Annotated in this window: 24 protein-coding genes and 1 tRNA gene; 23 read left to right on the plus strand and 2 right to left on the minus strand. The window is 68.8% G+C overall.

What is annotated here, in order from left to right; all coding sequences use genetic code 11:
• The first annotated feature begins 75 nt into the window (after window positions 1-75).
• The 15 genes from ID574_RS13795 (at window position 76) to ID574_RS13865 (ending at window position 15,681) form a co-directional block, all read left to right on the plus strand.
• Complete coding sequence (locus tag ID574_RS13795) at window positions 76-1,308, plus strand: metallophosphoesterase (RefSeq protein ID WP_188189179.1); 1,233 nt, start codon at window positions 76-78, stop codon at window positions 1,306-1,308.
• A 67-nt stretch (window positions 1,309-1,375) separates the two neighbouring features.
• Window positions 1,376-1,924, plus strand: a complete 549-nt coding sequence (locus ID574_RS13800) for a helix-turn-helix transcriptional regulator (protein WP_223166659.1) — start codon at window positions 1,376-1,378, stop codon at window positions 1,922-1,924.
• A 141-nt stretch (window positions 1,925-2,065) separates the two neighbouring features.
• Entirely contained in the window at window positions 2,066-4,111 is a 2,046-nt protein-coding gene (gene tmk / locus ID574_RS13805; RefSeq protein ID WP_188189180.1) for a dTMP kinase, read from the plus strand.
• 353 nt (window positions 4,112-4,464) lie between these two features.
• The gene (locus tag ID574_RS13810; RefSeq protein ID WP_188189181.1) at window positions 4,465-5,637 is read left to right on the plus strand and encodes a DNA polymerase III subunit delta'; all 1,173 of its coding nucleotides are present in this window, start codon (window positions 4,465-4,467) and stop codon (window positions 5,635-5,637) included.
• Window positions 5,638-5,662: 25 nt separating this feature from the next.
• A complete protein-coding gene (locus ID574_RS13815) occupies window positions 5,663-6,652 on the plus strand; it encodes a permease-like cell division protein FtsX (RefSeq protein WP_188189182.1) in 990 nt (329 codons plus the stop codon).
• A 46-nt stretch (window positions 6,653-6,698) separates the two neighbouring features.
• Complete coding sequence (locus ID574_RS13820) at window positions 6,699-7,268, plus strand: SigE family RNA polymerase sigma factor (protein ID WP_223166660.1); 570 nt, start codon at window positions 6,699-6,701, stop codon at window positions 7,266-7,268.
• Complete coding sequence (locus ID574_RS13825; RefSeq protein WP_188189183.1) at window positions 7,265-8,263, plus strand: permease-like cell division protein FtsX; 999 nt, start codon at window positions 7,265-7,267, stop codon at window positions 8,261-8,263. Before ID574_RS13820 ends, ID574_RS13825 begins: the two co-directional genes overlap by 4 nt.
• A gap of 117 nt (window positions 8,264-8,380) precedes the next feature.
• Complete coding sequence (locus tag ID574_RS13830; protein WP_188189562.1) at window positions 8,381-9,220, plus strand: PSP1 domain-containing protein; 840 nt, start codon at window positions 8,381-8,383, stop codon at window positions 9,218-9,220.
• 91 nt (window positions 9,221-9,311) lie between these two features.
• Window positions 9,312-9,385 (plus strand) — tRNA-Thr (locus tag ID574_RS13835).
• A 343-nt stretch (window positions 9,386-9,728) separates the two neighbouring features.
• A complete protein-coding gene (locus ID574_RS13840; RefSeq protein WP_262495992.1) occupies window positions 9,729-9,995 on the plus strand; it encodes a LysR family transcriptional regulator in 267 nt (88 codons plus the stop codon).
• Window positions 9,992-10,372 carry a VOC family protein gene (locus ID574_RS13845; protein ID WP_188189184.1) on the plus strand — a complete coding sequence of 127 codons (381 nt, stop codon included), beginning with the start codon at window positions 9,992-9,994 and terminating at the stop codon, window positions 10,370-10,372. The genes ID574_RS13840 and ID574_RS13845 overlap by 4 nt, the downstream gene beginning before the upstream one ends.
• 245 nt (window positions 10,373-10,617) lie before the next feature.
• Window positions 10,618-11,847: a serine hydrolase domain-containing protein gene (locus ID574_RS13850; RefSeq protein WP_188189563.1), complete on the plus strand. Its 1,230-nt coding sequence runs from the start codon at window positions 10,618-10,620 to the stop codon at window positions 11,845-11,847.
• Between the two features lie 230 nt (window positions 11,848-12,077).
• The gene (locus ID574_RS13855; RefSeq protein ID WP_223166662.1) at window positions 12,078-13,640 is read left to right on the plus strand and encodes a serine hydrolase domain-containing protein; all 1,563 of its coding nucleotides are present in this window, start codon (window positions 12,078-12,080) and stop codon (window positions 13,638-13,640) included.
• Window positions 13,641-13,835: 195 nt separating this feature from the next.
• The gene (locus ID574_RS13860; protein ID WP_188189185.1) at window positions 13,836-15,110 is read left to right on the plus strand and encodes a serine hydrolase domain-containing protein; all 1,275 of its coding nucleotides are present in this window, start codon (window positions 13,836-13,838) and stop codon (window positions 15,108-15,110) included.
• A gap of 103 nt (window positions 15,111-15,213) precedes the next feature.
• Complete coding sequence (locus tag ID574_RS13865; RefSeq protein WP_188189186.1) at window positions 15,214-15,681, plus strand: NUDIX hydrolase; 468 nt, start codon at window positions 15,214-15,216, stop codon at window positions 15,679-15,681.
• A 183-nt stretch (window positions 15,682-15,864) separates the two neighbouring features.
• On the opposite strand, the gene ID574_RS13870 is transcribed toward ID574_RS13865, so the two are convergent.
• On the minus strand, window positions 15,865-16,242 hold the full coding sequence (locus ID574_RS13870; RefSeq protein WP_188189187.1) for a hypothetical protein: 378 nt from the start codon (window positions 16,240-16,242) through the stop codon (window positions 15,865-15,867).
• A gap of 374 nt (window positions 16,243-16,616) precedes the next feature.
• On the opposite strand from ID574_RS13870, the gene ID574_RS13875 reads away from it, so the two are divergent.
• The 3 genes from ID574_RS13875 to ID574_RS13885 all read left to right on the plus strand — a co-directional run bounded on the left by ID574_RS13875 (window position 16,617) and on the right by ID574_RS13885 (window position 18,308).
• A complete protein-coding gene (locus tag ID574_RS13875; RefSeq protein WP_223166663.1) occupies window positions 16,617-17,006 on the plus strand; it encodes a VOC family protein in 390 nt (129 codons plus the stop codon).
• Window positions 17,007-17,126: 120 nt separating this feature from the next.
• A complete protein-coding gene (locus tag ID574_RS13880; protein WP_223166664.1) occupies window positions 17,127-17,894 on the plus strand; it encodes a MerR family transcriptional regulator in 768 nt (255 codons plus the stop codon).
• Window positions 17,895-17,975: 81 nt separating this feature from the next.
• Window positions 17,976-18,308, plus strand: a complete 333-nt coding sequence (locus ID574_RS13885; protein WP_188189189.1) for a DUF4326 domain-containing protein — start codon at window positions 17,976-17,978, stop codon at window positions 18,306-18,308.
• Between the two features lies 1 nt (window position 18,309).
• Here ID574_RS13885 and ID574_RS13890 read toward each other — a convergent pair whose 3' ends face one another.
• Window positions 18,310-19,209 carry an LLM class flavin-dependent oxidoreductase gene (locus tag ID574_RS13890; RefSeq protein WP_188189190.1) on the minus strand — a complete coding sequence of 300 codons (900 nt, stop codon included), beginning with the start codon at window positions 19,207-19,209 and terminating at the stop codon, window positions 18,310-18,312.
• Window positions 19,210-19,257: 48 nt separating this feature from the next.
• On the opposite strand from ID574_RS13890, the gene ID574_RS13895 reads away from it, so the two are divergent.
• The 5 genes from ID574_RS13895 to ID574_RS13915 all read left to right on the plus strand — a co-directional run bounded on the left by ID574_RS13895 (window position 19,258) and on the right by ID574_RS13915 (window position 23,521).
• Window positions 19,258-20,256: a phosphotransferase gene (locus ID574_RS13895; protein WP_188189191.1), complete on the plus strand. Its 999-nt coding sequence runs from the start codon at window positions 19,258-19,260 to the stop codon at window positions 20,254-20,256.
• Window positions 20,257-20,286: 30 nt separating this feature from the next.
• Complete coding sequence (locus tag ID574_RS13900; protein ID WP_188189192.1) at window positions 20,287-20,847, plus strand: dihydrofolate reductase family protein; 561 nt, start codon at window positions 20,287-20,289, stop codon at window positions 20,845-20,847.
• Window positions 20,848-20,908: 61 nt separating this feature from the next.
• Window positions 20,909-21,451: a DUF305 domain-containing protein gene (locus ID574_RS13905; protein WP_223166665.1), complete on the plus strand. Its 543-nt coding sequence runs from the start codon at window positions 20,909-20,911 to the stop codon at window positions 21,449-21,451.
• 83 nt (window positions 21,452-21,534) lie between these two features.
• Window positions 21,535-22,251 carry a FadR/GntR family transcriptional regulator gene (locus ID574_RS13910; RefSeq protein WP_188189194.1) on the plus strand — a complete coding sequence of 239 codons (717 nt, stop codon included), beginning with the start codon at window positions 21,535-21,537 and terminating at the stop codon, window positions 22,249-22,251.
• Window positions 22,252-22,270: 19 nt separating this feature from the next.
• Window positions 22,271-23,521 (plus strand): ABC transporter substrate-binding protein, encoded by a 1,251-nt coding sequence (locus ID574_RS13915; protein ID WP_188189195.1) that lies wholly within the window; start codon window positions 22,271-22,273, stop codon window positions 23,519-23,521.

The raw sequence follows: 23,521 nt of genomic DNA on the forward strand, positions 1-23,521 counted from the left end.
TGCGGCGGCCGGGTGTGATGGCCTCGGAGGCTCCGGTGGCCGCTACGCGCGGTCGCCGGACGTAGCATCGAATACGTGGTGGTCCTGATCTTCGTCGGCGTGATCCTGCTGGCGCACTATTACCTGTGGCACCGGCTGGTGCGCTCCACCACCGCCCCCGGGCGACTGCGCAAGGCGCTGACCTGGGGTGTGGTGGGTCTCGTCGGCCTCGTCGTGGCCACGTTCGTCAGCACGCGGATGGAGCTCGGCCACTGGCTGGCCTGGCCGGGCTACCTCTGGTTCGCGTTGATGTTCTACCTGTTCATCCTGCTCGTCGCGCTGGAGATTCCGCGTGCCGTGGCCGCGTTGTTCCTGCGCCGGGCCGACCGGAAACGCGTGGTCACGCCGGAGCCGGAGCCCGTCGCGGTGCTGGCGGGCGGGCCGCCGCCCACCGAGGACGAGGAACGGGGCTCGCCGGCGAAGGCCGAGGCGGCGCCCATGAGCAGGCGCCTCTTCCTGGGGCGCACCACGGCGGCCATCGCCGGGGCGGGGGCGCTGGGCGCGGTCGGGTACGGCGTGGCGAGCGCCCTGGGCGATCCCGTGATCGAGCGGGTCGGGGTCAGGCTGCCCAAGCTGGATCCGCGGCTCGGCGGGCTGCGGTTCGCCGTGGTGAGCGACATCCACCTCGGGCCGCTCACGGGCAAGGCACACACCGAGCGCATCGTCCGTATGATCAACGGGCTCGAGGCCGACGTCGTGGCGATCGTGGGCGACCTGGTGGACGGGTCGGTCGCCGAGTTGGGCGCGCTGGCGCAGCCGCTGAAGAGCCTCGAGTCCCGATATGGGGCATATTTCGTGACGGGCAATCACGAATACTTCTCCCCGAACGGCTTCGCCGAGTGGATCGAGGAGCTCGGGGAGCTCGGCGTCCGCCCGCTGCGAAACGAGCGCGTGGAGATCAGGCACCAGGGCGCCGTGCTCGACCTGGCCGGCGTGAACGACCTCAACGGCGTCTCCCAGGGCGACGGCCCCGACTTCGACAAGGCGCTCGGCAACCGCGACACCAGCCGCTCCACGGTGCTGCTCGCGCACCAGCCGGTCCTCGTGGACCAGGCCGCGCGACACGGGGTCGACCTGCAGCTGTCCGGGCACACGCACGGCGGGCAGATGGCGCCGTTCAACCTGGTCGTGGGGTTGCAGCAGCCGGTGGTGTCGGGCCTGGCCACTGTCGACGGGGTGCAGGTCTACGTCACCAGGGGCGCCGGATTCTGGGGGCCGCCGGTGCGCGTCGGGGCCCCGCCGGAGATCACGATGCTGGAGTTGACTTAGCGTAATACAGTGGTCACGAGACGCCATCGTGCCGTAGTATCCGCTGGGATACATCTCGGAGGTGGGCATGGCTTCTTCGCCGATGGAGGCGGCGCTGGCGTCCGACGTGGCCGTCTGGGCCAAACGCGGCGGGCTGCTGTTCAAGCAGGCCCGGCACGCCGCGAGCATGAACCAGAAGGCGCTGGCCAGCGTGAGCGGCACCTCCAGGACCACACTGTCGGCCTATGAGCACGGCAGGAAGTCGCCGACGCTCGAGACCGCGGGGCGCATCCTCGACGCGGCCGGGTTCCGGTTGGTGCTGGAGCCGAAGGTGGAGTTCGCCGCTCGGGGCGAGCGGCCTTTTCATGTGCCGGGCCGGCTGTGGCGGCTGCCGGTCACCGCGGCGCTGGGGGCGGCGCGGCTCCGCGACCGGGTCTACGACCTGGCCGACCGGGAGGAGCGGCGGGCGGCATACTCGCTGCTGCTGCGCGAAGGAAGCCCGCAGGAGCTGCTCGACCACGTCGACGGCGTGCTGCTCGCCGAACTCTGGGACGATCTGGACCTACCACCCGATATACGTGCGGAGTGGGGGGCATTGGTGGAAGAAGCTCGACATGGGGCCGGAGTTATCAATTGATGATGTTTTCGGGGACCTATTCGAGGTGTGTAACCTGCGCGCGGGGTCGGGGACGTAATACTCTCGGCCACGAGTCGCCGGGAATATCCGGCACGTCTCTTGTCCGACCGCTTCTGACCGACACCTGGATAGCCTGAAACCATGACTGCCCCTGGCCGACGCCGCCCTACTCACGTGCTGGCCAATGCGCCGTTCAGACGGCTCTGGACGGCCATGTCGGTGTGCAGTCTGGGTGACTGGCTCAACATCCTCGCGCTGACCGCTCTGGCGGCCAACCTCGCCCCGCAGGACGACTACCGTCTGCAATCCCTGGCCGTCGGCGGCGTCTTCATCGCCAAGATGCTCCCGGCCGTGCTGCTCGGGCCGCTCGCCGGCGTGTTCGCCGACCGGTTCGACCGGCGGCTGACGATGTTCGCGGCCGACCTGGCCAGGTTCGCCGTGGTGCTGTCCATCCCGTTCGTCGACAGCTATCAGTGGATCATCATCGCGACCGTCCTGGTCGAGTGCGTCAACCTGTTCTGGGTCCCGGCCAAGGACGCCACGGTGCCCAACTTGGTGCCGAAGGAGCAGCTGGAGTCGGCCAACCGGCTCAACCTGCTGGTCACGTACGGCAGCGCGCCGGTCGCGGCCATGCTGTTCGCGGCGCTGTCCGTGGTCGGCGATCTGCTCAAGGGCCTCGTGCCGGTCCTGGCCGACCGCGACGGCACCGGGCTCGCGCTCGTCGTCAACGCCTGCGCCTACCTCGTGTCGGCGTTCCTGATCTTCACGTTGCGCGACATCCCCAAGCGGGACGGCACGATCTCCACGCCCTCCGTGCTCAAGCAGATCGTCGAGGGCTGGCGGTTCGTCGGCGGCAACCGGATGGTGCGGGGCCTGATCATCGGCATGCTGGGGGCGTTCGCCGCCGGCGGGGCCGTGGTGGGCGTGGCGAGGATCTACGTGGGCACGCTCGGGGGCGGCGACGCGGCGTACGGCGTCGTGTTCGCCGCCGTCTTCGTCGGCATGGCGCTGGGCATGTTCTTCGGGCTCCGGCTGCTGCGCGAGCTGTCCCGGCGTCGGCTGTTCGGGCTGGCGATCACGGTCGCCGGCCTGGTGCTGGTGGCGATCGCGCTGGTGCACAACCTGGTGATCGTGGTCATGCTGACCGTCCTGCTCGGCGGCTGCGCGGGGATCGCCTGGATCATCGGCTACACGCTGATCGGCCTGGAGGTCGAGGACGGGCTGCGGGGCCGTACGTTCTCGTTCCTGCAGTCGACGGCACGTGTGACGCTGCTGCTGGTGGTCGCCGTGGCCAGCCCTCTGGCGGCGCTGTTCGGCTCGCATGAGCTGGCCCTGGGCACCTTCGGTTACCAGTTCGACGGGGCCAACCTGGTGCTGGTGATCGGCGGGGTGCTCGCCATGACCGTCGGTCTGCTCGCCCTGCGCCACATGGACGACAGGAAGGGCGTCCCTCTGGCGGCCGACCTCATCGCGGCGGTGCGCGGCGAGCGGTTCCCGACCGAGGCGGCCGAGCACGTGCCGGGGCTGTTCGTGGCGTTCGAGGGCGGCGAGGGGTCGGGCAAGACGACCCAGTCCCGGCTGATCGCGATCTGGCTGCGCGACCAGGGATACGACGTCGTGCAGACGCGCGAGCCGGGCTCGACCAAGGTCGGCATGCGGCTGCGGGCCATCCTGCTCGACGCGGCCGAGCGCGGGCTGTCGGCACGCTCTGAGGCGCTGCTGTACGCCGCCGACCGTGCCGAGCACGTCGAGAAGGTGATCAGGCCGGCGCTCTACCGCGGCTCACTGGTGATCACTGACCGCTACGTGGACTCCTCGCTGGCCTACCAGGGCGCCGGGCGGGCGCTCGACCCCGAGGACGTGTCCAAGATCAACGCATGGGCCACGGGCGGGCTGGTGCCGCATCTGACCGTGCTCATCGACACGCCGCCCCAGGTGGGGCTGACCCGGCTGGGCGGGGCGGTGGACCGGATCGAGGCCGAGCCGCTGGAGTTCCATGAGCGGGTGCGCAGGGAGTTCCGCGCGCTGGCGGCCGCCGCGCCCGAGCGCTACCTGGTGGTGGACGGCACTCAGCCGCTCGAGGCGATCACCCGGCAGATCCAGGACCGCATCCGCGACCTGCTGCCCGATCCGGTGCCGCACGAGTCGGAGGACGCCACGGGCACGATGCCGGCCATCCGCGACTGAACGCGGGCCCGTGCCTGCCGCTCGGTCATTGCGTGTGCGGCCGCGCGCGCCGACGTGCAACTAGCCTCTTCGTCCGGCGAGCCGGGCGGACCGTGGCTGAGAACCGCATTATCGGGGCCTGACTCCGCATCCCTGGAGGGAGTGCGGCTCTTGGGCCACAGCCCCGCCGGACGCTGTCCCGTTGGTGCGGACACCATAGGGGCGGGGCCAGGCGCCAGTCGGACACCCGGCTGTGACTGAACATCACCATGTGGCTACCTTTAGTCGCAGGCGGTCGGCTCAGAGAACCAAAGTTCTTCGGGTGACCACAGGTTCGCATCGCGAGCGCCGGCGACAGTTCATACCCTTACGACGTGACGGTTTTCGATGACCTCGTCGGGCAGGACAATGCGATCGCCGTGCTCTCTCGGGCCGCGGCGGCCGCCAGAGAGGTCGTCGAGGGCGGGCGTGGCGCGGGCATGACCCATGCCTGGCTGTTCACCGGCCCGCCCGGCTCCGGACGTGAGTACGCAGCCCGCGCCTTCGCCGCGGCGCTGCTGTGCCCCGACGGCGGCTGCGGCCACTGCGACCAGTGCCATCAGGTGCTCATCGGCTCACACCCCGACCTGGAGTCCGTACGCCCGGAGGGCCTGTCCTACAGCGTCAAGCAGACCCGCGAGCTCATCCTGCGCGCGGCCGGGGCGCCCACGCAGGGCCGGTGGCGGGTGATCCTTTTCGAGGACGCCGACCGGGCCACGGAGTCGGCCGCGAACGCCCTGCTCAAGGCCATCGAGGAGCCGCCTCCCCGTACGGTGTGGCTGTTGTGCGCACCCGCCCCCGACGACCTCATGATCACCATCAGGTCGCGCTGCCGGCTGGTCACCCTGACCACTCCGAGCACGGAGGCGGTGGCCCATGTGCTGGCCACGCGCGACAGCGTGCCCTGGGAGACGGCCACGTTCGCCGCCAGGGCCGCTCAGGGACACCTGAGCAGGGCGCGGGCGCTGGCCCTCGACGAGGGTGCCAGACAGCGCCGCGAGGCCGTGCTGAGCATCCCACGCACGCTCACGGGTGTGGGCGAGTGCGTGTCCGCGGCCGAGCGCCTGGTGAAGACGGCGGAGGAGGAGGCGGCCGCGGCCACGGCCGCGCTCAACGAGAACGAGACCGCCGAGCTGCGCAAGCTCTACGGCGAGGGCTCCACGGGCAAGGGGCTCAATCGGGGCCTGGTGCGAGGCGGGGCCGGCGCGCTGAAGGAGTTGGAGGACCGGCAGAAGTCGCGGGCCACGCGGATCAAGCGCGACTCGCTGGACTCGGCGTTGCTGGAGCTGGTGTCGTTCTATCGGGACGTCCTGGCCATGCAGCTCGGGGCTTCGGTCGAGCTGGCCAACGACGACATCCGCTTCGATCTCGATCAGCTGGCCAAACGGTCGACACCAGAAGAAACGCTGCGGCGGATCGATGCGATCATGCAGTGCAGGGAACGGTTGGCGGCCAACGTCAACCCGCAGATCGCGGTCGAGGCGATGATGCTGGCGTTGCGCGGCTGACCTCGGCAGACAGGCGGAAGGGCTCGTGAACAGGGTGGTCAAGGACGGCGGAGTGCCGAAGGCCGGCGTGCGTTCCCGGCGGCCGTGGTTATGGAGCGGGACGGCGGCCTGCGTGGTGGGGCTCTCGGCGTCGGTCGTCGTGGCCGGACCGGACCCCGCGGTGGCCGCCACGGCCCCTCCGGTGTCCGCGGCGGAGAGCCGGGCCGATGACGAGCGGGAGATCGTGGTCTTCCTGTGCACGCCGGCCTCGTACGGCTGCCGCAAGCGGGCCGCCACCGAGAAACAGAAGCAGGCGCTCCACACATATCTGGAGGCCATGCCGGAGTCGGCCGGAGTCCAGTTCCTCGACCGCACCGCCATGTACAAGAACTTCCGCCGCTACTTCGCCGCCAACCGGCCGCTGCTGAAGGCGGTCAAGGCCAAGGACCTGCCCGAGTCGTTCCACCTGCGGGTGAAGCAAGGGACCGACCGGGACAAGGTGGTAGTTGCCCTTCTAGACCGGCCCGGTGTGGGCGCCGTCGAGGACTTGGCCGAGGTCTATGGCGACCTTTCGCCCATGTGGTCGGACTGGGACGCGAGCATCTTCCTCTGCGTGGCAGGCTCGGAAATGCCTGCCTGCACGTCCGGCCGAGGCAGGGCGAGCAAGAAGGCGGCGACGTTCCGTGAGAAGAAGCCGATCGTCGCGACGCTCGACGGGGATCCTGCGGTCATGTCGTACGTCTTCGAGGACCAGAAGACGGCGTATCGGAATTTCGTCGAGGACCAGTCCCACAACAAGGAACTCGTCGCCGCCGTCAAGGTCACGGACATGCCGGAGTCGTACCGGCTGACGCTGCGGCACGAGGCCGATTGGAACACCGTGACCGGCAGGCTGGCGCGGATGCCGGGCGTGGGCCAGGTGCACAACCGGAGATGCTCCGAGACCAAGGTGAAGCTGGTCGCGGAATACGGGTTCAGCGACGTGCCCGGCACCGGCGCCCTCGAGCGCAAGGCCTGCAGGCCGGGCGCGGGATAGGCGGAATCCAGGCGCCGGCCCGTGGCGGTCGGTGGAAGATGACCCGGTGACGGAAGCAGCAGAGGAGGCCGCCGGGCGTCTCTGTTACGTGGAAGTCGAACTACTCACCCAAGAAGAGGCGCTGACGCGGCAGCGGGTCGACGTGGCGGCGATCTTCGCCGAGCATCACGTGGGCCTCGTACGGCTCGCTCTGATCATGGTCGGTGATCGGGCGACCGCCGAGGACGTCGTGCAGGAGGCGTTCGCCCGCACCCACGCCGGCTGGGGGCGACTGCGCGACGGCGACAAGGCCCTGGCCTATGTGCGTTCGGCGGTGCTCAACGGGTGCCGGTCGGTGCTGCGCAGGCGGGCGACGGTGTTCCGGCGCGCGGTGCCGTACGAGCCGCCCGTCTGGTCGGCGGAGAGCGCCGCACTCGTGGGGGAGGAGCGGCGCGAGGTGCTGCTCGCCCTGCGGCGGCTGCCACGCAGGCAGCGCGAGGCGCTGATCCTTCGCTACTACCTCGACCTGACCGACCAGGAGATCGCCGACACCATGGGGATCGGCGCCGGCACGGTCAGGTCCACGATCGCACGAGGGCTGGCCGCCCTCGGCCGAGCCCTAGGGGAGGGTTCATGAACAGCCCGGTGGAAGACAGACTGCGCGAAGCCCTCCTCGAGGCGGGCGCGACGATCGACCCCGGCACGCTCAGGCCGCTGCGTGCGCCGGAGCGGCGGCGGTTCGGAGTGGATTTCCGGCTGGTGGCCGTGGCGGTGGCCGTGGTGTTCGCGGGGGCGGCGACGGCCGTGGGGCTCGGCGGACATCAGGGCGTGGACCGGGTGGTGGCCACGGATCCTGAGCCGACTCAGAGCGGCGAGGTGGAGATGGCCGTTTTTCTCTGTACGAAGTCGGCGCCGAAACGGAGCTGCCGGGGAAAGAACGTCACCCGTGACGAAGTGATGGCGATCGAGCGGAAGGTGACAGGGCTTCCGCAGGTCAAAGAGGTCTTCTTCGTCAACCAGGCGTCGGCATACGCTGAGTTCAGGATCGAGTACGCAGACAACAAGACGCTGCTGGATTCGGTCAAGGTCACCGACATGCCGCCGTCGTTCAGGCTGAAGCTGGTGGAAGGAGCCGACCCGCGGAAGGTGGTGCAGGAGCTGGGCGGGATGCCCGGGATCCGGAGCGTAGGGGAGAAGGCTCCCACCAAACCCACCCCGTCGTGGAAGGCCCACATCAGCGCCTTCCTCTGCAGCAAGGGATCGGCGATGCCGGCCTGCCGCGGCAAGGCGGTGACGAATGCCCAGAGGAAGGCCATCAGAGAACTGATCGAGGGCATGCCCGAGGTTCGGTCGTACTTCTTCGAGGACCAGAAGACGGCATACGAGAACTTCCGGCACGCGTACAGCGACAACAAGGCGCTTATCGAGGCGACCAGAGTGGAGGACATGCCGGAATCGTTCAGATTGGTGCTCAAGCGGGAGTCCAAGTGGGCCGAGGTGGTCGGCGAGCTGAAGCGGCAACCAGGGGTGAGCCAGGTCACCTACCACACGTGTCTGGACGTCAAGGCCCAGCTGAGCGAGCGTTACGGATTGTTCCCGCCGGACAACAAGGTCTGCCCGGCACGCAAGTGATCTCGGCCAATATCCCACCCGTCACCCCTGACCTCCATCGCGCAGACCCACGTAATGTGGCAACGAAGGCCGCAAGAACCCCCTAGGCCGTCAGGAGGCGAGCTCGAGCCCATGGGAATGATCATGGCCGTGAGCTTCACCCGCTACGGGAGGCTCTACTACCTCGACCCCGGCGAGCACAGCCCGAAAGTGGGTGACAAGGTGCTCGTGCCGACGGACTCCGGTCCTGAGGTGGCGGAGTGCGTGTGGGCGCCGCAATACACGAGCGAGGACATCGACGGGCTGCCGGTGTGCGCGGGACTCGCGGGCGAGGAACACCTCGCCCGCGACGAGTCCAACAAGCGTCGCAGGGCCGAGGCCCGGAGCGTGTCGAAACGCCTCATCAAACGGCACACGCTGCCGATGAAGGTGGTCGGGGTCGACTACCTCGACCAGGACAACATCTACACGGTCTATTTCTCGGCGCCGCACCGCGTGGATTTCCGCGCCCTCGTCCGCGACCTGGCCCGCAACCTCCGGGCCCGCGTCGAGCTGCGGCAGATCGGTCCGAGGGACGAGGCGCGGCTGCAGGGCGGCATCGGTCCCTGCGGTCGTGACCTGTGCTGCGCCACGTTCCTGAAGGACTTCGAGCCGGTGTCGGTGCGGATGGCCAAGGACCAGGACCTTCCGGTCAATCCGTTGCGGATCGCGGGGGCGTGCGGGCGGCTCATGTGCTGCCTGAAGTATGAGCACCCGCTCTACCAGGAGTTCCGGGCGTCGGCTCCCCGGGTGGGGGCGAGCGTGGAGACCCCGCAGGGGGCCGGCACCGTGGTGGGCCACAACGTGCCGTCCGACTCGGTGGTGGTGCGGCTGAACGACGGCGGGCGGCGGTGCGCGTGCTCGAAGGCGAGCGTGTGCGCGCCGCGGAAGGCGTACGACTCGACGTACGGAGGGGAGCCGGGAGGGGAGTCGAGGTAGGCCGGGCGTACGGTCTGCCGGGGTATGAGGTGATCGATGGGAGCGAGAACCCCTCGGGCTCCTGTAGACTCTTTCACGCCGTACGGCACCCGCCGCCTTAGCTCAGTCGGCCAGAGCACTTCACTCGTAATGAAGGGGTCTGGGGTTCGAATCCCCAAGGCGGCTCCCAGTTCAAGGCCCTCTCGGAGAATCCGGGAGGGCCTTTTGCGTGGGCGTACAGCAGCGAGGACGGCTACGGCTTCTCCCTCACCGAGCTTGGTCGGCGATGACGAACACGCGCGGCACCACGCGCCTCGGGTTTGCGATCTTGCTGAAGTTCTGCACCCAGGACGGCTGTTTCCCGCGAGGACGCTTGGAGCTCACTCCAATGACCTGACATGTCATACTGCGCCCGCAGTGAGCGATCTCGACAAGGGATCGAGGGACGGGAGCCGCATGGAGCTACGGGACATCGAGAATCTTTCCGACCCTTGCCGAGGAGCTGCACTTCGGCCGGACCGCTGAGCGGCTGCACGTCTCCGTGGCGGCGGTCAGCAAGGCGCTCAAGAAGCAGGAACGGGCCATCGGTGTCGAGCTCTTCGCTCGCGACAGCCGCAATGTACGACTCACGCCGGTGGGCGAGCAGCTCCGCGACGACCTACGCCAGCTGCATCAGGGGTTGACGCAGAGCCTGGAGCGGGCCCGGTTGGCGGCCCTTCGCGCGCGTGGTGCGTCCAAAGAACACGCCCGTCGGGAGGTAAATCGGGATATGCCCTTCTCTGGCGCTGCGGCATGAACATCGTCAATTCCGCTGTATCCCTGACCGTCGCAGACCCGGCCGCTTCCAGCCGGTTCTTCACCAGTCATCTCGGTTTCCGAGAAGTCCTGGTCGGCGAGGAGTTCATCGCGCTGGGCCGTGACGACGCGGCCGTTGACCTGGTCCTGGTGGAGCGCGATCTCGAGCGGTGGCAACCGGGACAGGGACTGGCGGAGGTAATCGTGGTGTTCACGGTCACCGGCCTCGCCGCCGAGTACGAGCGGTTGCGCAGTGAAGGCGCCATCATCACCATCCCGCTCCGGAGGGAGCCGTGGGGCGAGCTGCTGATGCAGCTCACCGACCCCAACGGCGTGGCGATCCAGCTCATCGAGGGGATTTCCCCGATCTCGGGCTGACTCCCGACCGGCCGAACCGCTCGTGTCTTTCACCGGTACCGGTACCGGCTCACCGCCGACCATGCGCCGCCGTGTCAGCGGTCGCGTCAGCACGGCGACGGCCCGGTATCAGAGCGGTCGGCGACGGTAGATGCCGTGACCACGCCGAGCTCACCTCCGACGCTCGTGGGTCGCTCATCGAAACCATGAGCGCCCCGCCGGGGCGGGTCTCGCAAGATCGAACACTGTAGGCAAGGAGATTCATGATGGAAAAAGGCAACAGCGGCTTCTCCGAAGCAGGGCTGCGCAGGCTGCGCGGGGTGCTGGTACGGCATGTCGAGTCCGGGAAGATCCCGGGGCTTGTCGCCCTGGTCAGCCGGGGCGGCCAGACGCACGTCGAAGCGGTCGGGACGATGCGCCATGACGGTGGCGCGCCGATGCGCCGGGACACGATCTTCCGGATGGCCTCCACGTCGAAGCCGGTTTCGATGGCGGCGGCGATGGTGTTGCTGGATGAGTGCCGGCTGCGGCTGGATGACCCGGTGGAGCCGTGGCTGCCCGAACTCGCCGACCGGCGGGTGCTGAAGCGGATCGACGGCCCGTTGGACGACACCGTGCCGGCGCGGCGGCCGATCACCGTACGGGACGTGCTGACCTCCACGTTCGGGCTCGGCATGGACATGACGGCACTGGGCACCCCGATCATGAACGCGGTCTTCGAGCAGGGGCTCACACCCAACCTGCCGGAGCCGATGCCCGAGCCGGATGAGTGGATGCGCCGCCTGGGCGCGCTTCCGCTGATGCACCAGCCCGGGGAGCGCTGGCAGTACCACATCAGCAACGATCTCCTCGGCGTGCTGGTGGCCAGGGTCACGGGCCAGTCGTTCGAGGAGTTCCTGCGTGAGCGCATCTTCGAGCCGCTGGGCATGACCGACACCGGTTTCCACGTGCCCGCCGACCAGATCGACCGGCTGCCGACCCTGTATGCCCCCGACCCGCAGACCGGCGAGTTCCTCGTGTGGGACGAGGCCAAGGGGGGACGCTGGAGCGAGCCTCCGGCGTTCCAGGGCGGCGGCGGCGGGCTGGTCTCCACCGCCGACGACTACCACGCCTACTTCCGGATGCTGCTCAATGGCGGGATGCACGGCAGCGAGCGGATCCTGTCCCGGCCCGCCGTCCAGTTGATGACCACCAACCGCCTCACGCCCGAGCAGCAAGCCGCCCGGCACGCCATGGCCGTCGGCAACGTCCATATCTCGCACGGCCAAGGGCAGCACGGCGGCTGGGGTTTCGGGATGGCGGTGCGCACCTACCGCGGCGACTACGCGCCCATCGGCCAGTTCGGCTGGGACGGCGGAAGCGGCACGGCGACCTACGCCGACCCCGGCAACCAGCTCACCGGGATCCTGCTCACCCAGGTCGGGGCGTCCACCCCGGATTCGATGCGGCTCATCCACGACTTCTGGACCACGCTCTACCAGGCAATCGACGACTGACCCCGAGCCCCCGTCCCGGTACGCCCGCCCTCAACCCACGGCACCCAACGGCCGGCCCCTGGCGGCCGAACCGGCGACATTTCCGGCGAGGTCTGGTCCTGGCCTGTTTACCAAGGCCGGGTCGCCCGACGGTGAGATCCCGTCGGGCGACCCGACCTGAGCAACCGAGATACCCCGGGCACCCACAGGACCGCATTCCACATCCGTCCGATTCAAAGGAGCGCACAACCATGTCCATCACCCTCACCGACCAGGACAAGATCACCCTGTGGACCGCCGCATGGGGCGCCGTCTCGCTGATGTCCGCCGCCGGTGCCGCCGGCTCGGCCCACAGGGCCGGCACCGAGGGCTCCATCGCCCTGACCTCCGCGACCGGCCTGGTCGGGCACGTGCTCGCCAAGAAGCCCAAGGGCGCGAAGCTGAACGGCAAGTCCGTGGCCGAACTCGCCGACACCGTGCTGCCGGCCCTGACCGCGGCCATGAGCCTGCTCAAGGAGCAGGCTCCGGCCGAGGCCGGCAACTTCCGCAGCACCGTCATCATCGCCATCGACGCAGCCACCCGGACCCACCAGGGCGAGCCCAGCCCCACCATGGCGGAGATGGCCCGCAAGATCACCGAAGCCCTCGACGCCGCTTCGGCCACGCCCGGGGTGGCCACCCCGGACAGCGGTGTGGCCGTGCCGCAGGCCACTGCCGGGCAGGATCGCCCGGAGCTGCAGAAGATCATTCAGGAGATGGTCGATTCCGGTTTCGTCGGGGTGACGCTGCGCGTACGCGATGAGCGGGGCGAGTGGGTCGGCAGCGCCGGGGTGGGCGAGTTCGGCGGGACCGAAGAGCCACCGGCGAACGGGCACTTCCGTATCGGCAGCAACACCAAGACCTTCACCGCCACCGTGGTGCTGCAGCTGGTGGCCGAGGGCAGGCTCGGGCTGGACGATGTGGTGGCCGGCTACCTGCCCGAGTTCGGGCTGGACGAACGGATCACGGTGCGGATGCTGCTGCAGCACACCAGCGGGGTGTTCAACTTCACCGGCGATTACTACCCCGAGTTCGTGCCGGGGATCGTCTATCAGGGCAAGGAGTGGGTGGAGGGCCGGTTCCGCACCTACCGACCCGAAGAGCTGGTCCGGCTGGCGCTGTCCAAGCCGGCGAAGTTCGAGCCGGGCACCGACTGGAGCTACGCCAACACCAACTACGTGCTGGCCCGGCTGCTGGTCGAGAAGGTCACCGGCCGCTCGCTGGGCGAGGAGATGCAGCGGCTGATCCTGGGGCCGCTCGCCCTGTCGGGCACGGTGGTGCCGGACACCTCGACGGACGTTCCCACGCCGCACGCCCACGCCTACTACCGGTATGAGGAGGACGGCCAGGAGAAGGTGGTCGACGTCACCCGCCAGAACCCGTCCTGGATCTCGACCGGCGGTGACATGATCTCGACCACCGCCGACCTGGCCACGTTCATCTCCGCGTTGGTGGGTGGCAGGCTGCTGCCGGCCGAGCTGCTGGCCGAGATGTGCACGCCGGAATCGAAGGCGGGCTACGGCCTGGGGGTGTTCGTGCAGGACGTGCCGGGCGGCGGCAAGGTCATCACCCACAACGGCGGCATCACCGGCCACGCGGGGTTGATGTACAGCACGCCCGACGGCAGCAAGACGCTCACCGCCTCGCTGAACTATGTCGACGACGCCGACCTGTCCATGAGCGGCCCGTTCCAGGAGGCGACGCAGAGGCTCGTAGGGGAAGTGTTCGGCGGCGGGCAGGCCGGGCTGGCTGACGCGGCCGAGCCGGCTCAGTAGACAGGGCTGAGCGAGCTGCTCATCGTGCCGGAGCCGAGCATCGACTGTCTGCACGACGTCCGCGCGCGCCAGGGACGCGCCGCTACGCGAGCTGCCGGGAAAGCAGCCGCCTGCCTACCACCCGGCCCCCATACCCATCGACCCGAGTTGCTCGGCGAGATCTCCGCCCGGGCGCGCCACCAGAAACGAGGAACCATGAAAACCCCATCCCCACCAGCGATCACGGCGACCAAGGTCTTCCGGCGAGTGGCGGTTACGGCGCTGGCGGCCGCGCTGCTGGCCGGGGCGGCCACACCCGGGATGGCCACCGCGGACAGCAGCGTGGCCGTACCGAAGGCCGCTGCCGGGCAGAATCGACCGGAGCTGCAGAAGGCCATACAGGCGTTCGTCGATGCCGGTTTCCTCGGGGTGCAGGTGCGTGTGAACGATGAGCGGGGCGAGTGGGTCGGCAGCGCCGGGGCGCGCAAGCTGGGCGCGAGCGCGAAGCCGCCGACGAACGGGCGGTTCTGGGTGGGCAGCGTCACCAAGACCTTCGTCGCGACCGTGGTGCTGCAGCTGGTGGCCGAGGGCAGGCTCGGGCTGGACGATGTGGTGGCCGGGTACCTGCCCGAGTTCGGGCTGGACGAGCGGATCACGGTGCGGATGCTGCTGCAGCACACCAGCGGGGTGTTCAACTACACCGGCGACCTCGACCCCGACGGGACGTGGGTGCCGGGGCTCCCCGCGACGGGCAACGAGTGGCTGGACAACCGGTTCCGCTCCTACCGGCCGAAGGAACTGGTGTGGTTTGCGTTGTCCAAGCCGACGCGGTTTGAGCCGGGGACGGGCTGGAGCTACGCCAACACCAACTACACGCTGGCGCAGCTGCTGATCGAGAAGGTCACCGGCCGCTCGCTCGACAAGGAGATGAAGCGGCGGATCCTGGGGCCGCTCGGGCTACGGGGCACCGTGGTGCCGGGCAACCGGACGCAGCTGCCCGGGCCGCACGCCCACGGCTACTACCGCTACCAGGACGCCGGCCAGTGGAAGGTGGTCGACGTCTCCCGCCAGAACCTCTCCCTCCTGGCCGGCGCCGGTGACATGATCTCGACCACACAGGATCTCCACACGTTCTTCTCCGCGCTGAACGGTGGCAAGCTCCTGCCGGCCGAGCTGCTGGCCGAGATGCGCAAGTCGCACCCGAAGAGCGACACCCTCTACGGCCGCTACGGCCTCGGGATGTTCGTGCAGGACACGGGCCCGGACTGCGTCGGCACCATCTTCAACCACAACGGCAGCCCTCCGGGGGGTTACGCGGCGCTGATGTACAGCTCGCCCGACGGCAGCAAGACCCTGACCGCCTCGCTGACCGCCGGCGACGCCGCAGTCGACATCGCCAAGGATTATCCGAAGATGCTGGACGGGCTCGTCAAGGAGGTGTTCTGCGGTGGTCAGGCAGGGACGGCTGAGGAGGCCAAGCCGGCTCAGTAGACGGGGCCGAGCATCGCGGACTGTACGCCCTGGCTGAGCAGCTCTCCCGACGGGATGTGCGGATCTTGGACGTTGGGATAGGGTCCGGCGGGGAGGTGCGGGGGTGAGTTTCCGGCTGGCGGCGTACGCCGTGTGCATCGAGGACGGGCGGGTGCTGCTTGCCCGTCATGTACCACCGGAGGGCGAGAGTGACTGGACTCTTCCGGGCGGTAGGGTCGAGCACGGGGAGGATCCGTTCGACGCGGTGATCCGGGAGGTCGCTGAGGAGACCGGCTGTGACGCGGTGGTCGAACGCCTGCTGGGCGTGGACTCCAGGGTGATCCCCGCGGCCGCCGCGCGCGCGGGAGTCGAGCACCAGAATGTCGGCATCTTCTACCGGGTCCGCATCACCGGCGGGCGACTTCGTCCTGAGCCGAACGGCGAAATCGCCGAATCGGTCTGGACCCCGACCCCCGACGTCGCTCGCCTGCGCCGGTCATCCCTGGTCGACATCGGCCTCGCACTGGCACAGACCCTTCCGGCAACCGGCCACGTCGCTCCCGTCCCGGTCGGCGGCCTGATCCGGCACTGAGGTCACCCACAACATCTGACTGGCCCGCTCGACCGTCATCTGGCTCACATGATCGACAGGGCCGGCTGGTTCACTTACCGGCCGAGGGTGGTCGCCGGGTGTTGTCGCTCATGCGGCCATGATCCCTCGCCCGGCGCCAGGAGGGTGGGGCGACGACGCGCTTTCGCGCCGTCGCCCGCGCGATCAGCTGTAGAAGTACTTGCTACCGCGGCTCACGGTGGTGTCCCGCTCGCCCCAGTAGGTCTTGACCGTGGCGCGGTAATAGGTGTCCTCGTAAGCGGTGGCCAGGCTCCGGCACGTGGGGCTCCCGGAGTTGCTGTTGTCCGTCCAGGTGTAGGAGGGACCTCCCCCGTTGACCGGAACCAGCGTCACCGTCACCTCGCGATAGCCCTCGCCGGTGTACGCGTCGGCGCAGATGGAGTCCGTGCCGTCGTTGTAGGTGACGACGCCGTCGCCGACGTTCCAGGTGAACGAGGCGGCCGATGCCGGCTGCGCGAGAGCGAAGCTCGCAGCTGCCACGCCGATGCCGACCACGGCCGTCTTGATCAGTTTCTTCATCATTCCCCTTCAGGCTTGAGCGATGAGGTTCCGCTCGGTCCCGATCTTGGGCCAGTCAGCCGTCATGACAAAAGGTCTGACATGCAGTATTCGCCGACTGGACACGCAAACGTAGACATCCGACCATCGAGGGGACATTCATCGCACAGTGGTGCGTTCCACGCTCAACGCCCCGAACGGAGCAGGAATGAAGAAGCGCGGATCCAGCGGCCGCAATAGCGTGACGGGCATCGGCATGACGATCCACTCGGACTTCCCCTCCCACTGACTCGGGCGGCCGCTGCGACGACAGGACCAGCCCGACATGGATGACGTGCAGAAGTCCGACGAACGAGCAAGCCGAAGCCGCTACCCGCCGAAAAGGCAAGGAGATAGCCGTGTCACTGCAGGCGAGCGTCATCATGCTCGGCGTCAAGGACGTGGAGCGCGCCAAGAAGTTCTATGCCGAGGGCCTGGGTTGCGAGATCGACCAGGACTTCCCCGGTTTCGTCAGGTGCAGCCTGGGTGAGGGATCCTCGAAGCTGGCCCTCTACGAATGGGAGGCCGCGGCACAGGACGCCGGCGTCTCCGCGGAGGGATCCGGGTTCCGCGGCGTCTCCTTCCACTTCATCGCCGACTCCAGGGACGCGGTGGATGAGGTCATGCAGGCGGCGGAGGCGGCCGGCGGCACGGTGGTCAAGGCGGCGGCCGCCGCCGAGTGGGGCGGTTACTTCGGCTACTTCAGCGACCCGGACGGCCACCTGTGGAAGGTCACCACCGCCACCTGACCACAGACCTCGCTTCAGCGAGCGTGCATGGGCAGCTGCGGCCGCGGGCCTCGTGCGGGACACCCTCGACCGCTTCGGTCAGCTCGACGTGCTCGTCAACAACGCGGGCCGGGCCGTGACGTGCTCGCCGCCGTCCGCGCGGACATGGCCCGGGCCGACGGGCTCCACGAAGGCGACCCGGTGCGGGCGGCCGAGATCATCGTGTCCCTCGCGCACACAGACGAAGTGCCGCTCGGGCGCGAGGCGGTCGAGCGGATCTCGGGTGCGTACCGGCGCGGCCTGGACGAGGTCGAGTGGTGGGCAGGGACCGCCCGCCACTCGACTTCGAGGGCGTCCCGGCGTCGGTCCGGCCGATTTAGGCTGATTGTCATGGCCACCGACGATCTTATGACCAGAGCCCTCGAGGGGCTCGGGGACGACGGCCCGCTGTCGGTCGAGGCGATCCACCGTGTCACCGACCTGGTCGACCTGCCCGAGTCAATGATGATCGCTGAGGTCGCCGACCTCCTCGACATCTCGCCCCACACGCTGCGCTACTACGAGCGGGCCGGGCTGGTCGAGGTGGCCCGTGACAGCAACGGTCATCGTGTGTACGACGCCGAAGCGGTGCGGCGCCTGGTGTTCCTCACCCGGATGCGGCTGTCCGGTATGCCGATGCGCGACCTGCAGCACTACGTCTCGCTCGTCGACGCCGGGGAGCACACGGCGCCCGAGCGGCTCGACATGCTGATCGAACATCGCGACACCATCCGCCGCCGGATCCGTGAGCTGAGCCTCTCCCTCAGTGCGGTCGAGTACAAGATCGCCACATACGGGGGCTTGACCGGGCCGGACGTTCAGGCCTGCGACGCCGACCGCGCGGCGCTGCCGCAGGAGCCGCTGCGGTGAGTGCTACCGAGTACGTCGCGGCACGTTGCGCCCTCTTCTGGGCAGTGATCCGGTCAAGGACATCAGGGGGAGGGATGCCGCATGCCCCGCCGGGTCAAGGTCGAAGGCGACAGGTATCACGGACGCGTGCCTAAGTCGGCGGTCTACGTCGGCAGGGCGGCGCCCGGCCTGAAGGCGAGTCCGTACAGCAGCCCGCACGCCGTGGGACGGCGGGGGTGCCGGGTTTGCGGTGGGCGGGTCCATGAGCGGGGGGAGGTGATCGAGCTGTACCGCGTTCATCTGCGGGAGCATCCTGAGCTGGTGGAGCAGGCTCGGCGGGAGCTCGCCGGCAAGGATCTCGCGTGCTGGTGTCCGCTCGATCAGGCCTGCCACGCCGACGTGCTGCTCGCCGTCGTCGGCGGTCAAGAGCCTTGAGCTAGCGGAGGAGGGTCCGGACCTCGGCCAGCAGATCCACCTGGGCTCGCCAGTCGCCGCCCGCGATTCCGATGATCGCGTGGCTTGCTCCGGCGTCGCGGTAGGCGGACAGTTTCTCGGCGACCTCCTTCGGGTGGCCCGTGAGGGGGATGTCGATCACTTCGTCCAGAGGACGGCCGTAGGCGGCGCTGATGCCGGAGGCGATCTCCTCGCGGGAGGGGACGCCGGTTCCGAGGGCCGCGGTGCCGCCGATGGCGATGACCGGGATGGGCCGGGCCTGCTCGGCGGCCGCCTCGGCCAGCCTCTTCCCGCCCTCGGCGACCTCCCGGGGTGAGATCAGGGAGGGGAACCAGCCGTCGCCCACGCGGGCGGCTCGGCGGATGGCCGCAGAGGAGGCGTTGCCCACCCAGACCGGTGGCATGGGCACGGCCGGGGTCAGTTCGACGGAGGGCTCGCCGGGTTCGTCGCGCAGTCGCGTCCGCTCGCCGGCCAGGAGCCGCGGGAGCAGGGTCAACGCGGTGTCGGTGCGGCGGCCGCGTTCGGCGTACGGGACTCCGGCCGCCGCCCACTGGTCGGGGCCGCCGCCGGAGCCGATGCCGAGGACGAGGCGGTCGCCGGACACGTACTGGAGGGTCGCGATCTGCTTGGCCGACCACGCGAGGGGGCGGATGGCGGGGATGAACACGCTGGTGCCGATCCTGATCCGGGTGGTGGCGGCAGCGGCGGTGGCCAGCGCGATCGGCGCGTCCAGGGTCGGTGCGCCGATGGCCAGGTGGTCGCCGTGCCACACACCGTCCAGGCCGGCGTCCTCGGCGTGGGCGGCGGCCGCTCGTAGGTCGAGGCCGTCGCGACGTTGCACGGGGACGCCGGGGAGGATGACGCCGATCTTGAATTCGCCCATGGGTATAAGGTGCAACCTCCAGCAAGGTTGAGGTCAAGGGGAGGATTCGTGCGGGCGAGGCAGCGGCGGTTCGTCGAACTTGGGCAGTTGGGCGGGTTGGTACGGGAGGTCTTCGGGGACGGGCGGCGGCTCGCCGGGATCGAGCGGCTCACAGGGGGCAGCAAGAAGGGGGTTTACCGGCTGCGGTTCGATGACGAGTGGACCGTGTTGCTCTATGTCTGGTCCGAGGACGAGGACTTCTGGGACACCGGGACTTCGGAGCACTCGCAGGTGCTGTCCAACGCCTCGGGATTGCGCCTTTTCCAGGCGGCCCATGACCGGTTGAGCGGTCGAGGGGTTCGGGTGCCCCGGCTCTACTTCGCCGACGACGGCCGGCGACACCATCCGGCCGACATCGCCCTGGTCGAGGACGTCCGGGGCGGGACGCTGGAGGCACTGCTGGAGAAGGATCCGGCGAGCGGGGGCCGGGTGCTGGAGCGGCTCGCGCGTGCTCTCGACTCCATGGGGCGGGATCGCGCGCGGGAGGTCGGGAAGGTCGCGCTGGTCGAGGAGGGCCGCGGCGTGCGGGACCGCGACTGCGTCGACGTCGTGCTGGCGTGGGCGCTGAAGGACCTCGCCGAGGCGGCGGAGCGGGTGGACGGCATCCGGGCGGTGCGGCAGGAGTTCGACGCGGCGCTCGAGGAGATGGCGGCCCAGGTGGAGCCACGCCACGAGTACGCGCTCATCCACGGCGAGCTGGGGCCCGATCACGTGCTCGTGGACGACGAGGGGGAGCCGGTGCTCATCGACATCGAAGGGACGATGTTCTTCGACGTCGAGTGGGAGCACGTCTTCCTGAGGATCCGGTTCGGCGAGCACTACGAGCGGCTGCGTGCCGCCGGGCTCGACGAACGGCGGATGAGGCTCTATCGGCTCGCGCAACACCTGTCGCTCGTCGCGGGGCCGTTGCGGCTGCTGGACGGGGACTTCCCGGACCGTGACTTCATGACGGGCATCGCGACACACCACACGAAGGCCGCGCTCGAATTCCTGAGCGCCTATCGATGAGTTCTCGCGGTCCCCGTCGTCATGAGAAACATGCGGAAAATCATCTACTCGCTGCTGAGCTCCCTCGACGGCTACGTGGAGTCACCCAACGGCGACATCGGCTGGACCGCGCCCGACGACGAGGTCCACGCGTTCATCAACGACCAGGCGAGAAGCCTGGGCGGCTCGCTGTACGGCCGCCGGCTCTACGAGAACATGTCGGCCTACTGGCCCACCGCCGACCAGCGGCCGGACGCGCCCCAGATCGAGGTCGACTTCGCCAGGACCTGGCGGGCCATGCCAAAGTACGTCTTCTCCAGGACCCTCGACAAGGTCGACTGGAACAGCACGCTCGTCACCGGCGACCTGAAGGAGGAGGTCCTCGAGATCAAGCGGCAGGAGGGCGGGGACCTCGACGTGGGCGGGGCCACGCTGGCGGGGAGCCTGCTGCGGCTCGGGCTGATCGACGAGTTCCGGATGTTCGTCCATCCGCTCGTGGTGGGCGCGGGCAAGCCGTTCTTCCCCCCGCTCGAGACCCCGGTCAGGACGCGGCTGCTCGACACCCGTGCGTTCGCCTCGGGCATCGTCTACCTTCGCTATGAGGTCGCATGACCCTTGCGCTCGACCAGGAAATCGCTTAGGAAGGTTTCCTATTAGTAAGGGGGTGGGGCGCGTGCCCGGACCTCGTCGCGGCGCGGTCGCTCTGGTCGTCCTGCTCGTCGCCGGGTGCGGGCCGCCCCAGCCTCCCGAGGCGCCGGTCAACGCCGACGACGTGATGTTCGTGCAGATGATGGTGCGGCACCATCGGCAGGGCATCGAGATCGCCAAGGTCGGCGCCGGCCGCGCCACCACCCCCGAGATCAAGACGCTCACCGCGGCCATCGAGAGCACGCAGCAGGACGAGGTCGAGATGATGCTGCGGTGGCTGCACTCCTGGGACCAGCCACTTGAGCCGGCCGGCGACGCCCATGACCACCACGGCGGCATGCCGGAGACCGACGTCGAGCGGATCCGGGCGCTCAGGAAGTCCAAGTCGTTCGAGCGCGACCTGCTCAACCTGCTGATCGCGCACCAGGACGACGCCGTCCAGATGGCGGGCGCGGAGGTCTACAACGGGGCGAATCCCGCGGTCAAGGAATGGGCCAGGCAGGTGCAGGCCTCCAGGAAGGGGCAGATCGACCTGATGGCGACCCTGCTCAAGCGGCCAGGCGGCTGACGAACGCGCGCAGACGCGGCTCGTAGCCGATGCCGGTACCGGCGTATAGACGCCATTGGCATTAAGTGATTAGATCACTTGATATGTCCGAGGTATCGCGGCCCACGTTGTCCGACGCTCTGACCGAGCGCATGCTGGAGCTCATCCGTACGGGAGGGCATCGGCCGGGCGACAGGCTGCCCTCGACCAGGGAGCTGTCCCAACGCTTCGCCGTCACCACCCCGACGCTGCGCGAGGCGCTCCGCAGGCTGGAGGCCACCGGCGCCATCGAGATGCGACACGGCTCCGGCATCTACGTCGGCGCCGACATCGAGCGGCTGGTCCTGCCCAACCCCAACATGCGCGAGATCCGCGCCGCCCGGCTGCTGGAGCTGCTCGACGCACGCATCCTCATCGAGCCGCCGCTCGCCGCGATGGCCGCCGAGCACGCAGGCCGGGAGGAGCTGGCCGCGCTCAAGCAGGCGCTCGACGAGGCGGGCAGGCACCTGCGCGGCGAGGACGCCGAGCTGCACGACGCCAACATGACCTTCCACCGGGCGACCGCGCGGATGGCGGGCAACAGCGTGCTGAACGAGGTCGTCGACTCGCTGCTCACCGTCCACGGGCCCGAACAGCGCGAGATCCTGCAGATCTTCGACGACCGGCGCCGCGACTACGAGGAGCACCTGGCCATCCTGGAGGCCATCGAAGCGCGGGACGCGGCGCAGGCCGAGGAGCGCATGCGGGCTCACCTGGTGGACGTGAAGACGGTGATCGAGCTCCGGTTGCAGCCTTCCCAAAGAACCAACGCCCCCCGATAGAACCAAGGAGGCCGGCCCCATGTACCGGTCACGTGTGGCCACGCTCGGCGTGGCGGCGCTCGTCCTGACCGCTTGCGGCGGCAACGGCGCCGCGGCGCCGCAGAAGAAGACGGAGCTGACGCTCTACAACGACAAGGGCGCCTGGACGAAGTACTTCGACGAGATGGGCGCCCTGTCCAAGCAGCGCATCGGCCTGGGCATGAAGCCGAACGGATACACGGACTCGGCGCAGTACCAGGCGTTCATCAAGGCGTCGTTCCGCACGGACGTCAAGCCCGACCTGTTCACCTGGCAGACCGGGGGGATGCTGGAGGAGATCGTCAAGCAGAAGCAGGTGGCCGAGACCACGGCCGTCTGGCAGGAGGCGATCAAGGCGGGCGACCTGTCCCAGGACCTCGCGCCCTATTACACGATCGGCGGCAAGCAGTACTGCGTGCCGATGAACGTCGCGTACTGGGGTATGTTCTTCAACAAGAAGATCTTCGACAAGTACGGCCTGAAGCCCCCGGCGACCTGGGACGAGCTCGTCCAGACCGCCGAGACCCTGAAGAAGAACGGGGTCAAGGCCTTCTATCACACCAGCGTGCTGTTCTCCTTCGTCTGGTTCGAGCAGCTCATGGCCGGCACCGACCCCGACTTGTACGACCGCCTGGCCGCCGGCAAGGCGAAGTACACCGACCCGGGCGTGGTCCAGGTGATGGAGCGGTGGAAGCAGCTCATCGACGCCGGATATTTCATCAATCCGGGCGATAAAACCGACCCTGGCGACGTGCTGAAGAACGGCAAGGCCGCCATGGTCTCCTTCGGCACATGGTTCAACACCAGCATGACCCAGCGGGACATGAAGCCCGGCGTCGACTACGACTTCTTCGTCATCCCCAACGTCAACCCGGCACTCCCCAAGACCTCGATGATCTTCGAGAGCGGCCCGCTCTGCTCGCTGGCCAAGGCCGCGGACCCGGACGCCAGCATGAACTACCTCAAGTGGTGGACCACGGCCGAGGCCCAGGAGAAGTGGGCCACGAGCCGGGGCGACGTCAGTGCCAACCCGAAGGTCACGATCAAGGACGAGGCGCTCGGCGCGGTCACCAAGGACGCGGGCAGCGGAAAATACCGGCTGGTCAACCGCTACTTCGAGGCCACCCCACCGCCCATTCTGACGGCCGCGCTGGACGGCTTCAGTAAGTTCGTCGCCGAGCCGGCCACGTACAAGGAGGTCCTGGAGACCATCCAGAAGGAGGCCGACGAGTACTGGAGCACGCACCAGTGA

This window comes from Nonomuraea sp. SYSU D8015 (assembly GCF_008065375.1).
Classification (GTDB): Bacteria; Actinomycetota; Actinomycetes; order Streptosporangiales; family Streptosporangiaceae; genus Nonomuraea.

Bases quoted from the DNA above. Each gene is read 5' to 3' on its own strand.
- ID574_RS13800 (WP_223166659.1), top strand. From the start codon at position 1,376: ATGGCTTCTTCGCCGATGGAGGCGGCGCTGGCGTCCGACGTGGCCGTC.
- tmk (WP_188189180.1), top strand. From the start codon at position 2,066: ATGACTGCCCCTGGCCGACGCCGCCCTACTCACGTGCTGGCCAATGCG.
- ID574_RS13825 (WP_188189183.1), top strand. From the start codon at position 7,265: ATGAACAGCCCGGTGGAAGACAGACTGCGCGAAGCCCTCCTCGAGGCG.
- ID574_RS13830 (WP_188189562.1), top strand. From the start codon at position 8,381: ATGATCATGGCCGTGAGCTTCACCCGCTACGGGAGGCTCTACTACCTC.
- ID574_RS13845 (WP_188189184.1), top strand. From the start codon at position 9,992: ATGAACATCGTCAATTCCGCTGTATCCCTGACCGTCGCAGACCCGGCC.
- ID574_RS13850 (WP_188189563.1), top strand. From the start codon at position 10,618: ATGGAAAAAGGCAACAGCGGCTTCTCCGAAGCAGGGCTGCGCAGGCTG.
- ID574_RS13855 (WP_223166662.1), top strand. From the start codon at position 12,078: ATGTCCATCACCCTCACCGACCAGGACAAGATCACCCTGTGGACCGCC.
- ID574_RS13860 (WP_188189185.1), top strand. From the start codon at position 13,836: ATGAAAACCCCATCCCCACCAGCGATCACGGCGACCAAGGTCTTCCGG.
- ID574_RS13870 (WP_188189187.1), bottom strand. From the start codon at position 16,242: ATGATGAAGAAACTGATCAAGACGGCCGTGGTCGGCATCGGCGTGGCA.
- ID574_RS13885 (WP_188189189.1), top strand. From the start codon at position 17,976: ATGCCCCGCCGGGTCAAGGTCGAAGGCGACAGGTATCACGGACGCGTG.
- ID574_RS13890 (WP_188189190.1), bottom strand. From the start codon at position 19,209: ATGGGCGAATTCAAGATCGGCGTCATCCTCCCCGGCGTCCCCGTGCAA.
- ID574_RS13900 (WP_188189192.1), top strand. From the start codon at position 20,287: ATGCGGAAAATCATCTACTCGCTGCTGAGCTCCCTCGACGGCTACGTG.
- ID574_RS13910 (WP_188189194.1), top strand. From the start codon at position 21,535: ATGTCCGAGGTATCGCGGCCCACGTTGTCCGACGCTCTGACCGAGCGC.
- ID574_RS13915 (WP_188189195.1), top strand. From the start codon at position 22,271: ATGTACCGGTCACGTGTGGCCACGCTCGGCGTGGCGGCGCTCGTCCTG.